This is a genomic window from Acidovorax sp. GBBC 1281, from assembly GCF_028473645.1.
Lineage (GTDB): Bacteria > Pseudomonadota > Gammaproteobacteria > Burkholderiales > Burkholderiaceae_C > Paracidovorax.
In genome coordinates this window covers 5335470-5348553 of the sequence record NZ_CP097269.1, presented here as the reverse complement: position 1 = coordinate 5348553, position 13084 = coordinate 5335470, and the positions used below count along the sequence as shown (strand labels likewise).

9 protein-coding genes and 1 riboswitch are annotated in these 13084 nt (G+C 66.5%); of the genes, 5 read left to right on the top strand and 4 right to left on the bottom strand.

The features are described 5' to 3' along the window. Window positions 1-86: 86 nt before the first annotated feature. Together M5C96_RS25095 and M5C96_RS25090 are read right to left on the bottom strand one after the other, a co-directional pair. Window positions 87-2324 carry an NADP-dependent isocitrate dehydrogenase gene (locus M5C96_RS25095; RefSeq protein WP_272566026.1) on the bottom strand — a complete coding sequence of 746 codons (2238 nt, stop codon included), beginning with the start codon at window positions 2322-2324 and terminating at the stop codon, window positions 87-89. Window positions 2325-2483: 159 nt separating this feature from the next. Next, window positions 2484-3428 (bottom strand): DMT family transporter, encoded by a 945-nt coding sequence (locus M5C96_RS25090; protein ID WP_272566025.1) that lies wholly within the window; start codon window positions 3426-3428, stop codon window positions 2484-2486. A 346-nt stretch (window positions 3429-3774) separates the two neighbouring features. Here M5C96_RS25090 and M5C96_RS25085 point away from each other — a divergent pair, with 346 nt between their 5' ends. Next, entirely contained in the window at window positions 3775-4464 is a 690-nt protein-coding gene (locus tag M5C96_RS25085; RefSeq protein ID WP_272566024.1) for a hypothetical protein, read from the top strand. Between the two features lie 37 nt (window positions 4465-4501). Here the strand turns inward: M5C96_RS25085 and M5C96_RS25080 are convergent, their stop codons facing one another. After that, window positions 4502-5341 (bottom strand): transporter substrate-binding domain-containing protein, encoded by an 840-nt coding sequence (locus M5C96_RS25080; RefSeq protein WP_272566023.1) that lies wholly within the window; start codon window positions 5339-5341, stop codon window positions 4502-4504. A gap of 114 nt (window positions 5342-5455) precedes the next feature. Beyond that, window positions 5456-5553: riboswitch (S-adenosyl-L-homocysteine riboswitch) on the top strand. A gap of 29 nt (window positions 5554-5582) precedes the next feature. Between M5C96_RS25080 and metH the strand changes: the two genes are divergently transcribed. From metH to M5C96_RS25060, 4 genes are all read left to right on the top strand, one after another. Next, on the top strand, window positions 5583-8321 hold the full coding sequence (gene metH / locus M5C96_RS25075; RefSeq protein ID WP_272566022.1) for a methionine synthase: 2739 nt from the start codon (window positions 5583-5585) through the stop codon (window positions 8319-8321). Window positions 8322-8430: 109 nt separating this feature from the next. After that, window positions 8431-8616, top strand: coding sequence for a hypothetical protein (locus M5C96_RS25070; RefSeq protein WP_272566021.1), 186 nt, complete (start codon window positions 8431-8433; stop codon window positions 8614-8616). Between the two features lie 46 nt (window positions 8617-8662). Continuing rightward, a complete protein-coding gene (locus M5C96_RS25065; RefSeq protein ID WP_272566020.1) occupies window positions 8663-10936 on the top strand; it encodes a phosphocholine-specific phospholipase C in 2274 nt (757 codons plus the stop codon). Between the two features lie 66 nt (window positions 10937-11002). Then, entirely contained in the window at window positions 11003-11923 is a 921-nt protein-coding gene (locus M5C96_RS25060) for a YihY/virulence factor BrkB family protein (protein ID WP_372588232.1), read from the top strand. Between the two features lie 36 nt (window positions 11924-11959). On the opposite strand, the gene M5C96_RS25055 is transcribed toward M5C96_RS25060, so the two are convergent. Next, a complete protein-coding gene (locus M5C96_RS25055) occupies window positions 11960-12868 on the bottom strand; it encodes a DUF72 domain-containing protein (protein ID WP_272566019.1) in 909 nt (302 codons plus the stop codon). Window positions 12869-13084 lie beyond the last annotated feature (216 nt).

The window sequence follows — 13084 nt, the reverse complement described above, 5'->3', positions numbered from 1 at the left end:
AAAAGCGCCTGCCCGCATCGCAGTGGGCAGGCGCTTCAGGGGCAGGTGGCCGGCCCGTGCGCAAGGGCCGGCGTTTTCGCGCTGGATCAGGCGGTCACGGCAGCCAGCGCCGCATTCAGCGTGGCGCTGGGGCGCATCACGGCCTCGGTCTTCTTCGGGTCGGGCAGGTAGTACCCGCCGATGTCTGCCGGCTTGCCCTGCACGTCCGCCAGTTCACCGACGATCTTCTGCTCGTTGTCGGCCAGCGTCTTGGCCAGCCCGGCGAACTTGGCGGCCAGGGCCGTGTCCTCGGTCTGCGCGGCCAGTTCCTGGGCCCAGTACAGGGACAGGTAGAACTGGCTGCCGCGGTTGTCCAGCTGGCCGGTCTTGGGGCTGGGGTTCTTGTTGTTGTCCAGCAGCTTGCCGGTGGCGGTGTCCAGCGTCCTGGCCAGCAGGGTGGCTTGCTGGTTGCCGGTCTTCAGGCCCAGGTCTTCCAGGCTGACGGCCAGGGCCAGGAACTCGCCCAGCGAATCCCAGCGCAGGTGGTTTTCTTCCACCAGTTGCTGCACGTGCTTGGGCGCCGAGCCACCAGCGCCCGTTTCGTACATGCCGCCGCCGGCCATCAGGGGCACGACGGACAGCATCTTGGCGCTGGTGCCCAGTTCCATGATGGGGAACAGGTCGGTCAGGTAGTCGCGCAGGATGTTGCCGGTGACGCTGATCGTGTCCAGGCCGCGGATCACGCGCTCCAGCGTGTAGCGCATGGCGCGCACTTGGCTCATGATCTGAATGTCCAGGCCGGTCGTGTCGTGGTCCTTCAGGTAGGTCTTCACCTTCTTGATGACTTCGTTCTCGTGCGGGCGGTACGGGTCCAGCCAGAACACGGCGGGCATGCCGGAGTTGCGGGCGCGGGTCACGGCCAGCTTCACCCAGTCGCGGATCGGCGCGTCCTTCACCTGGCACATGCGCCAGATGTCGCCTTCTTCCACGTTCTGGCTCAGCAGCACTTCGCCCGTCGCCAGATCGACGATGTTGGCCACGCCGGCTTCAGGCACTTCGAACGTCTTGTCGTGCGAACCGTACTCTTCGGCCTGCTGGGCCATCAGGCCCACGTTGGGCACGGTGCCCATGGTCTTGGGGTCGAAGGCGCCATGCCATTTGCAGAAGTTGATGATCTCCTGGTAGATGCGGGCGAAGGTGCTCTCGGGGATCACCGCCTTGGTGTCCTTCAGGCGGCCGTCGGCGCCCCACATCTTGCCGCCGTTGCGGATCATGGCGGGCATCGAGGCATCGACGATCACGTCGTTGGGCGAATGGAAGTTGGTGATGCCCTTGGCAGAGTCGACCATCGCCAGCTCGGGGCGGTTTTCGTGGCAGGCGTGCAGGTCGCGCTTGATCTCGTCCTGCTTGCTCTGCGGCAGCGTGGCGATCTTGTTGTACAGATCGACCATGCCGTTGTTCACGTTCACGCCCAGCTCTTCGAACAGCTGCGCATGCTTGGCGAACGCCTCCTTGTAGAAGATGCGCACGGCGTGGCCGAAGACGATCGGGTGCGACACCTTCATCATCGTCGCCTTGACGTGCAGCGAGAACATCACGCCGGTCTTGTGCGCGTCCTCGATCTCCTTTTCGTAGAACTCGAGCAGGGCCGTCTTGCTCATGAACATGCTGTCGATGATCTCGCCGTCCTTCAGCGACACCTTGGGCTTGAGCACCGTGGTCTTGCCGCTCTTGCCGACCAGTTCCATCTTCACGTCGCGCGCTTTGTCGAGCGTGATCGACTTTTCGCCATGGTAGAAGTCGCCATGGTGCATGTGCGAGACGTGCGAGCGCGATGCCTGGCTCCATTCGGCCATGCTGTGCGGGTTCTTGCGGGCGTATTCCTTGACGGCCTTGGGTGCGCGGCGGTCGGAGTTGCCTTCGCGCAGGACCGGGTTCACCGCGCTGCCGATGCACTTGTTGTAACGGGCGCGAATGTCCTTTTCTTCGTCGGTCGTCGGATTTTCGGGGTAGTCGGGAATCGCATAGCCCTTGCCTTGCAACTCCTTGATGGCCGCCACCAGCTGTGAGACCGATGCGCTGATGTTGGGCAGCTTGATGATGTTGGCGTCGGGCGAGAGCGTCAGCTTGCCCAGGGCGGCCAGGTTGTCGGGCACGCGCTGTGCCTCGGTCAGGCGCTCGGGAAACTGGCCCAGGATGCGGCCAGCGACCGAGATGTCGCTGGTCTCCACGTGGATGCCCGCTGGGGCCGCGAAGGTCCGCACGATCGGCAGAAAGGCGGCGGTCGCCAGGGCGGGGGCTTCGTCGGTCAGCGTGTAGATGATGGTCGGTTGCGTCGTGCTCATTCGCTTGCGTTCCTTGGGAAGGGGTGACAGATCAGCCGGTGATTTTCGCGCTTTCTGAAGGCAGTCGGCACAGATTCCCCTCAGCGCCGTTCGGGGCAGGTGCCCACGCGCCCGATCATGGGCATGAAAGGGGTGCCCGCTCGAAGCGCTGCTGCAGGCTCACGCGCGCTGTGCCGATGCCCGGGTGACCAGCCAGATGCCGCCGCACACCAGCACCAGGGCCACCGCGTTGCGCCATTCGAGCAGGCTTTCTTCAAGGAACCATGCCGACAGCAGCGTGCCGAACACGGGCACCATGAAGTTGAACGCGGTGATGAGGCTCACCCGGTTGTGCTTGAGCAGCAGGCTCCAGATCGAGATCGCCAGGGACGACAGCACCACCAGATAGGCCAGCAGCGACGACGAGGCCCAGGTCACCTCGCCCAGCGCGCCGCCCGTGGCATAGCCGAGCGCCAGCAGCACCAGGCCGCCGATGGTCAACTGGTAGGCGGTCATCACGATGGGATCCATCCCCTGGGAAATGCGCTTGCCGTAGACGCCGCCCAGCGCCAGCACCAGGGCGGCGATCACCACGAAACCCTCGCCCAGCAGGGCGAACTCGAAGTCGCTCAGCGTCCCGGCCAACCCGGCGCCGAGGTTGACCGCCATGACCCCGGCGAAGCCCACGATGCAGCCCCAGGCCTTGGCATGGCTGATGCGGTCGTTGTGGTACAGGAAATGCGCCAGCAGCACACTGAAGAAGGTGCCGGTGGCGTTCATGATCGAGGCCTTCACCCCCGTCGTGTTCGCCACGCCGATGTAGAAGAAGATGTACTGCAGCGTGGTCTGCAACAGGCCCAGCAGCGCCAATTGGCCCCAGGCCCGGGCCGGCCAGCCGCCGATCTGCCGGCCGCTGGCGGTCACCCAGGCCAGCAGCGCCAGGCCCGCCAGGGCGAAGCGCCAGCCGGCGAACACGAGTTTGGACGGGGTGTCGCTGCTGTCGATGCCGAACAGGGCGTAGCCATTCTTGATCGCAGGGTACGAACTGCCCCAGAGCAGGCAGCAAAACAACGCCAGCAGGAAGACGTTCCTGCGTTGCGCTAAGGGGGAGATGGGGGGCGACATGGCTTCTTTCCAGACGGGGTGGTGCCCCAAAAAGGTGAATTTTGCACAAGTTGTACGACGACTCGGCGTGAAAATATCCTGCCTTGGCGGAATGCGGCCTCGTTTAGCTCTTTTTGCTCCTCATTGTCCGATGACTGTCGGAAACCGCAGTGACAGTGGACATCCAGCCCCGTGGGCGGCAACTGCCACCAGTCGGTGCCCCTGCCCAGGCGATCCTGCGAGGCCGGTGCAGATACGCAAGGAATGCCTCGGCAGTTTCAGGAACCCCCCGGGTGCTTTCCAGCCTTGTCGATAATGCGGCGCCATGCGATCGACTTTCGTTCCGCTCCTCCTGTCCTGTTGCGCGATGGTGACCCTGTCCGGCTGCAGCAGCCCGCCCGCGCCCCATGGCGAGGTCAAAGGCGCGTCTGCGAATGGCAGCGAGTTGGGGCAGTCCGACGTGAACCGCCTGGCGACGCTGGCCATGCGCGAGAACCTGGACAGTCTCTACCGGCTGATGGACAAGCTTTACCGCCGCAACCCTGCCGAATGGCGCAAGACCAGCGCCGTGGGCCGCGAGCAGGCCATGGAGCAGGTCCGCACCACCATCGAGAAGGGCGGGGTCTGGGCGCCCTTGCAGGGGCGGCGCGACATCGCGGCGATGGCCGCGGCCCTGGCGCCCGAATTCGCGGGCGACCGAGTGGCGGCGTTCATCTACGCCACGGCCGACATGCTGATCACCGCGCACGACGGAAAGATCGAGTTCTTCCTGCTCGACAGCCTGGATGCCCAGCACCTGTACAACGCGGCGCGCAACGTGGAGATCGCCGTGTGGATGCTTTCTCAGCGCCGCACCGCGGCGGGCCAGCCGCTGCTGCTGGCCGACGAGATCGGTCCGCAGGGGCGCAACCTGAGCTTCGAGCGCGAGTTCGGCAAGATCATCGGCCGGCTCGACCTGCTGTCGGCAGTGGCCACCGAAAAGTACCGTCGCGCCGCCATCACCTATGTGCAGGGGCTGGTGGGCGGTTCTTTCCTGCAGTTCTTGCCGGTGCGATGAATCAGAGGGTGGCGGTGGGCGCTGTTTCCGGTGCTGCTCACTTGAACATATCGGCCGAGAAGCTCTGGCGGAACCATTTCATGGCGTTGACCATGAGGGCGCCTGACGAACGGATGTTTGCCAGAAAGCGGTTGATCTCGTCCTTCAGCCGTGCCTCGTTTTGCCGAAGGCCGATATAGTATGGGCTCTCTTTGAGGAGCGCCACCTGGTGCACACGGGTCCGCAGACCGACATCCTTGATGGATTCCACCAGCACGTTGCCACCCGCGAAGAATTCGAAATGGCCTGCGGCATAGGCGTCCAGCAACGCGGCGCTGCCTTTGAACCCCTGGATTTTTGCGGTCGGCAGGAATGCCCGGACCAGGGATTCCTCCAGGCTGTTTTCCGACGCTCCGACGACCGGGGCTGGCAGTTTCAGCAATTCGTCGCGGCTCAATTTCTGCTGGCTGAAGACACCGAGGTAGGTCGGGGCGTAGACACTGGAGAAGTCGATGCTTTTCTCGCGCTCGGGCGTCTTGCCCAGGCTGGAGATGATGATGTCGACGCGGTCTTCCAGCAGTGCCGCCAGCCGGTCCCCGCTGGGCACCGGCACCATCTGCGGCGACACGCCCAGGTGCATCGAAAGCATCTTGGCGATGGAAATGTCGAAGCCCGCCAGCTCGCTGCCCTGCGGAAAGCCGAACGGTGGGAAGTCCTGCGGGACCGCCACGCGAAGGACCCGGGCGGAGCGGATGCGTTCCAGCTGATCGCGATGTTCGGCGGCCGCCAGCGGGCCCGACAGGCCGAGGGCCAGAATGGAGCCGCACACCAGGCGGCGTCGTTGCAGAATCTCACCGACCCATAGGCTGGGCGTTGCACCATCGAAGGGCGATTGCATGGGAGGGCTCCTTCCTGGGAAGCGGCCAAGCACTTTCCATGCCGCTGTCCGGAGAACCCGCTCAGGAGGCTGGGCGCGGTGATGGCCCGGGCGCAGGGCGCGTAAAATCCGGCCGCCCCCGAGGAGCGTTGCAGCGCCTGCCGATCAACCGGCTCAACCAGGCGTCAGGCTCGGGCGGCGATGGCCCCACTGTCCAACGACGCTCGCCTGTTCCCAACTACCGATTGCGCAGGTGAGCCTGATGTCCGCCCCCCTTATCCCGCCTCCCATGAAGCTCTCGGGCCTCGAACCGGTTTCCATCGGCGAGGGCACGCTGTTCGTCAACATCGGCGAGCGCACCAACGTCACCGGCTCCAAGGCCTTCGCCCGCATGATCCTGAACGGCCAGTATGAAGAGGCCCTGGCCGTTGCACGCCAGCAGGTGGAGAACGGCGCGCAGGTCATCGACATCAACATGGACGAGGCCATGCTCGACAGCAAGGCGGCCATGGTGCGCTTCCTGCAGCTGATCGCCTCCGAGCCCGACATCGCGCGCGTGCCGATCATGGTGGACTCCTCCAAGTGGGACGTGATCGAGGCCGGCCTGCGCTGCATCCAGGGCAAGGGCATCGTCAACTCCATCTCCATGAAAGAGGGCGTGGAGAAGTTCAAGCACGAGGCGCGCCTCGTGAAGCGCTACGGCGCCGCCGCCGTGGTGATGGCCTTCGACGAGGTGGGACAGGCCGACACCTACGAGCGCAAGATCGAGATCTGCGAGCGGGCCTACCGCGTGCTGGTCGATGATGTGGGTTTTCCGCCCGAGGACATCATCTTCGACCCCAACATCTTCGCGGTGGCCACCGGCATCGAAGAGCACAACAACTACGCGGTCGATTTCATCGAGGCCGTGCGCTGGATCAAGCAGAACCTGCCGGGCGCGAAGGTCTCTGGCGGCGTGTCGAACGTGAGCTTCAGCTTCCGCGGCAACGACCCGGTGCGCGAGGCCATCCACACCGTGTTCCTGTACCACGCCATCCAGGCCGGCATGGACATGGGCATCGTCAACGCGGGCATGGTCGGCGTGTACGACGATCTGGAACTCACCTTGCGCGATCGCGTGGAAGACGTGGTGCTCAACCGCCGCCCCGATGCCGGCGAACGCCTGGTCGAGGTGGCCGAGACGGCCCGCAGCGGTGCCAAGGACGAAAGCAAGCGGCTCGAATGGCGCGGCACGCCCGAGCATCCGAAGACCGTGGGCGAACGCCTGTCGCACGCGCTGGTGCACGGTATCACCGACTTCATCGTCGAGGACACCGAAGAGGCCTACCAGGCCATCGTCGCCAAGGGCGGGCGGCCGCTGCACGTGATCGAAGGCCCGCTCATGGACGGCATGAACGTGGTGGGCGACCTGTTCGGTGCGGGCAAGATGTTCCTGCCGCAGGTGGTCAAGAGCGCCCGCGTGATGAAGTCCGCCGTGGCCCACCTGATCCCCTACATCGAGGAAGAGAAGCGCCAGGACGAACTGGCCGGCCGCGACGTGCGCAGCAAGGGCAAGATCATCATCGCCACCGTGAAGGGCGACGTGCACGACATCGGCAAGAACATCGTCACCGTGGTCCTGCAGTGCAACAACTTCGAGGTGGTGAACATGGGCGTGATGGTGCCGTGCCACGAGATCCTGGCGCGCGCCAAGGTCGAGGGCGCGGACATCGTGGGCCTGTCGGGCCTGATCACGCCCAGCCTGGAAGAGATGCAATACGTGGCCGGCGAGATGCAAAAGGACGAGCACTTTCGCATCAAGAAGATCCCGCTGCTCATCGGCGGGGCCACCACCAGCCGCGTGCATACCGCCGTCAAGATCGCGCCACATTACGAAGGCCCCGTGGTCTACGTGCCCGATGCGTCCCGCAGCGTGAGCGTGGCGCAGAGCCTGCTGGGCGACGGCGTGCAAAGCTATGTCGATGAGCTGAACGCCGACTACGACAAGGTGCGCACCCAGCACGCCAACAAGAAGCAGACGCCCCTGTGGCCGCTGGCGAAAGCCCGCGCCAACCGCACGCCCATCGACTGGTCGGCCTATCGCCCGGCCACGCCGCGCCTGCTGGGGCGGCGCATGTTCAAGAACTTCGACCTGAACGAGCTGGCCCGGTACATCGACTGGGGCCCGTTCTTCCAGACCTGGGACCTGGCCGGCCCGTACCCTGCGATCCTGACCGACGAGGTGGTGGGCGAGCAGGCCACGCGCGTCTTCGCCGACGGCAAGGCCATGCTGCGCCGGCTGGTGGAGGGCCGCTGGCTGAGTGCCAGCGGCGTGCTGGCGCTGTACCCGGCCAACAGCGTGGGCGACGACATCGAGTTCTACACCGACGAATCGCGCACCGAGGTCGCCATGACCTGGTACGGCCTGCGCCAGCAGACCGAAAAGCACGTGATCGATGGCGTGCCGCGCCCCAGCCGGTGCCTGGCCGACTTCGTGGCGCCCAAGGAAAGCGGCGTGGCCGACTACGCGGGCTTGTTCGCCGTCACGGCGGGCCTGGGCGTGGAGAAGAAGGAGCAGGCCTTCGTCGATGCGCTGGACGACTACTCGGCCATCATGCTCAAGAGCCTGGCCGACCGCCTGGCCGAAGCCTTTGCCGAATGCCTGCACCACCGCGTGCGCACCGACCTGTGGGGCTATGCGGCCGGCGAGCAGTTGAGCAACGACGACATGATCGCCGAGAAGTACCAGGGCATCCGCCCCGCGCCCGGCTATCCGGCCTGCCCGGACCACAGCGCCAAGAGCGAACTGTTCCGCGTGCTGCAGTGCGGCGAGATCGGCATGGGCCTCACCGAAAGCCTGGCCATGACGCCCGCCGCCAGCGTGAGCGGCTTCTACATCGGGCATCCCGAGAGCCAGTACTTCAACGTCGGCAAGATCGGCGAAGACCAGGTGCACGACCTGGCCACGCGGCGTGGCATGGACGAAGGCATCCTGCAGCGCTTGCTCGCACCCAACCTCTGACGGGCGGCAGCGTCACGGCGGTGCCCCCGCCGCGTCACGCGGACGTCACTCTGGCGCCACAGTCGGCGGGAAGAATGAAGGACTTCATTCCTTCCCTTCTTCCCACGCCATGACCATCCCTCTGCAGCGCTCGCCGCTGCCTCTGATCGGCCGCCCGTTGCCGGGCGCCAGCGCGCTCTTTCTTGCCCTGCTGCTGGCGGGCTGCGGTGGCAGCGGTGGCTCGGATGCCACCGTTCCCGCCGCGGCGGCGGCCACATGCGCCAGTCCGGACACGCACTGCGCGCCCAAGCCCTGAACGGGCCTTCCCGAACCCCGCCCACGGACAAGAAAGACTCCTCCAAATGACCGTCGATTCCTCCAAACGCAATTTCCTCACGACCGCGCTCGGCGTGGGCGCGGCTTCGGCCACGCTCACTGCCTTCCCACCGGCCATCCGGCGTGCCCTGGCCATCGAAGCCCACAACGCCACCGGCACCATCCAGGACGTGCAGCACGTCGTCCTGCTGATGATGGAGAACCGCTCGTTCGATGGGTACTTCGGCACCTTCAAGGGCGTGCGCGGCTTCGGTGACCGCTTCCCGATCCCGACGCCCAACGGCCGCAACGTTTTCTACCAGACCTACACCAAGACGTCGCCGCCCAGCACCTATGTGCCCTATCGCCTGGACGAAGCGAAGGGCAATGCCCAGCGCGCCGGCAGCACGCCGCACACCTGGGTGGACTCGCAGGCGGCCTGGGACCACGGGCGCATGTCCCAGTGGCCCGACGCGAAGCTGCCCTTGTCGATGGGCTACTACGAAACGGCGGAGGTGCCGTTGCAGCGCGCGCTGGCCGAGGCCTTCACGCTGTGCGACCACTACCACTGCGGCATGCACACCGGCACCATCGCCAACCGCCTCTTTTACTGGACCGGCACCAACGGCCCGAACGGCGTCAGCCCCATCGACGGCTCCAGGGTCCGTGTCGCGGGCCTGAACAACCAGTTCAACGGCGGCAACGACATCGGCGCCTCCACCGATGGCTGGACCTGGACCACCTACGCCGACCGCCTGGAAAAAGCGGGCGTGAAATGGAAGGTCTATCAGAGCCTGATCGACAACTTCGGCTGCAACGAGATGATGGGCTTTCGCCACTGGCGCGCCGAGATCGAGAAGATGCCCGCGGACCGCAAGCCGATCTACGTCGCCAAGACCGACATCACGCAGCCGGTCGATCTGGCCGGGTCGTTCTACAACGCCAGGATCGATGATCCGCTGAGCCCATTGGCCAAGGGCTTCGGCAACACCATGCCGCAGGGCTTTCTGGAGACTTTCCGAGAGGACATCCGCCAGGGCACGCTGCCGGCGGTGTCGTGGATCATTCCGCCTTCGGTCTACAGCGAGCACCCCGGGCCGTCGAGCCCCGCACAGGGCGGCTGGTACGTGCAGGAGGTGCTGGATGCGCTCACGGCCAACCCCGAGGTCTGGAGCAAGACCGTGCTGCTCATCAACTACGACGAGAACGACGGCTTCTTCGACCACCTGCCTTCGCCCGCCGCACCGTCGCGCAATCCCGATGGCAGCCTGGCCGGTGCCTGCACACTGTCCGCCGCCGACGTGGCGGTGGAGTACCACGACTTCCAGCCCGCAACGCCGAGCCAGCCGGCGGCCGACGGCAAGCCCTACGGCCCGGGCCCGCGAGTTCCGATGTGGGTGGTGTCGCCCTGGAGCCGGGGCGGCTGGGTCAATTCGCAGGTGTTCGACCACACCTCCACCCTGCTGTTTTTGGAAAAGCGCTTCGGCGTGGCCGAGCCGCAGGTCAGCCCCTACCGCCGCGCGGTCTGCGGCGACCTGACGAGCTGCTTCAACTTCGTCAATCCCAACACCGAGACCTTGCCGACCCTCACGGGCCGCACCAACAAGGTTGCGGTGGACGCGCGGGTGGCAGCGCAGGCCGCTGCGCCCAAGCTGCCCCAGCCCACGGCCACGGCCGATGCCGCCCTGCCGGTGCAGGCCGAAGGCGTGCGGCCCTCGCGGGCGCTGCCCTATGAGCTGCACACCACGGCCCAGGCCAGCGCCGGTGCCGGCACGGTCACTTTGCTGTTCGCCCACACCGGCAAGGCGGGCACTGCGGCGGCAGTGTTCCACGTGTACGACAAGAACCACCTCGACCGGATTCCGCGGCGCTACGTCGTGGAGGCCGGCAAAGCCCTGAGCGGCGTCTGGAATGCCGCGGCCGATGGCGGGCGGTACGACCTGTGGGTGCTCGGCCCCAACGGCTACCACCGCGAGTTCATCGGCGACCTGCAGCAGCAGGGGGCCACCGGCGGCCCCGAGGTGCAGGTCTGCTACGAGCTGTGCGAGCCACCGCAGGTGCGGGTGAAGCTCTACAACCGCAGCAGCAGCGCGATGACGTTCTCCGCCGAGGCGCGGGCCTATCGCGCCGACGGGCCTTGGACGCGCAGCGTGGCGCCCGGCGCCGTGGAGGAACTCGCCTGGCCCCTGGGCGACAGCGGAAATTGGTACGACTTCGTGGTGCGCTGCAGTGCTGCACCCGCGTTCCAGCGCCGCTTCGCCGGCCGCATCGAGACCGGCAAGGACTCGGTGTCCGACCCTGCCATGGGCCACCCTGGCTGAGGCCGCAGGCGCACTGGCGAACTGTTCCGACACCTGGCCGCGCGGCCTTGGTGTGCAATGGGCGCCATGTCCCCATCGTTCCTCACGCCATGGATCGAGCGCGCGAAAGCGCTCGCCAGCCCGATCATGCCGCTGGTGCGGGCGGCCAATCTCTGGCTGGATGCGGACGGCCTGCGCATGAGCGCGGCGATGTCGTTCTACGGCCTGCTGAGCCTGGCGCCGGTGCTGCTTTTGCTGGTGGGCGTGCTGGGCTGGTGGATCGACAAGTCCTACCTGGAAAGCACCATGGTCAGCCAGGTGCGCGGCGTCATGGGCGACCGCGTGGCCGAAGTGGTGCAACTGGCGCTGTCCAGCGCGCGGGCGCCGTCGGAAGGGCGGATCGCTTCCATCGTTGGCTTCGTGCTGCTGCTGTCCGGCGCCACGGGCGTGTTCGTGGAGCTGCAATCCGCGCTGGAGCGGCTGTGGGCGCGCGATTCGGCCCCGGTGCCGGAGCAGAAGGCGTGGTGGCGCATGGCGTCGCTGCGGGTGCGGGGGCTGGCCTATGTGCTGGCCATCGGGTTCCTGCTGCTGATCTCGCTGGTGGTGTCCACCGTGATCCACGTGGTGGCCACCTGGGCCAGCGCGCGGCTGCCCATGGCCACGGGCCCGCTGCTGCAGCTGGCGAACGAATTGGTCGCCTTCGGCATCGCCGTGCTGCTGTTCGTGGGGCTGATGCGCATCGGCGGCGGCCAGAAGCCGCCGCTCATCTGCCTGGTGTTCGGGGCGGTGGTGGGTGCCATCCTCTTCACCGTGGGCAAGCAGCTGCTGGCGCTGTACCTGGCCACCGCGGCGGTGGTATCGGCGTATGGCGCTGCCGGCTCGCTGGTGGTGGTGCTGATGTGGATCTACTTTTCATCCGCCGTGCTGCTGTTTTCGGCCAGTTGCGCGCGGGCCTTCCAGGAGGTGCGGGAGGAAAACCTGGAAGGGCCGCCGGCCCGGCATCGCTGAGGCGGCCGAGGGGCGTTCGCAAACCGGGCCGCCGTGTCAGGCCCGGGGCGGGGCGGCCTGCAGGTGCGTGCCCAGCTGCAGGTAGCGTGCGAGCCGCAGGGCATTTTCGGGCGCGTGGATCTTCATGGTGTTGTCGAAAAAGCAGAACACGTCGCGTTCGGTCCGACTCGGTGCCGTGTCCGGTGGCGCGGCTGTCTCCAGCCCCTTCGGTGCCTGGCCGTGGGCCCAGGCGCGGATGCGTTCGCCCCACTGCGCGATCTGCGCGTCGCTGTAGCCGCTGGCATAAAGCTGTTGCGCGCCGTGCAGCCGCAGGTAGAGAAAGTCTGCCGTCACATCGCCCAGTTCGGGCCATCGCCCGCCGGTATCGGCCACCACCAGGGCCACGCGGTGGTGCCGCAGCAGGTCGATGCACTCCGGTGTGCAGTAGCTGGCGTGCCGCACTTCCAGGGCATGGCGCAGGCGCCAGGGGCGGTGCGGCTGGAGCAGTTCGCGGCCGTGCATGCGTTCCTCCCGCGCCTGCGCGAGCGTGGCGGCAGCGTCGGTATCGTGCGGCAGCAGGGCGAGAAACTCCTCCAGCAACGCCGCGTCGAATGGCAGGCTCGGCGGCAATTGCCACAGGATGGGGCCGAGCTTCGCGCCCAGCGCGAACAACCCCGACGCCATGAAATTGGCCACCGCCGCCCGCGCCTCGCGCAGCCGCAGGATGTGGGTGATGTAGCGCGGCGCCTTGACGGTGAACACGAAGCCCTCGGGCGTGTCCGCCGCCCACCGGGCGTAGCTGGACGGGCGCTGCAGCGCGTAGAACGAGCCGTTCAGCTCGATCGCGGGAAACTGGTGCGATGCGAAAGCCAGTTCCTTCGCCTGGACCAGATCTTCCGGATAGAACGCGCCCCGCCAGGGCGCATAGCGCCAGCCGGACACCCCGATGCGGATCTGTGCAGCCATCTGCGTGCCTCCTTCCTTCACGCACGCCGGGTGGCATGCGTGGCGCCAGTGTGGTGTGTGGCCGACATTCCCGCCACCGCCCGTCGGCGCGCCTGGTGGTAGGCGCATTCGCACAGACCCTTTGGGCAAACAGCTACTTACTTCGTTTACAGAACGCCCTGCTGTGTGAAGCGGACCCGCGTGTACCCTGCCTTCGAAACACCTGAAAAAGGAGAA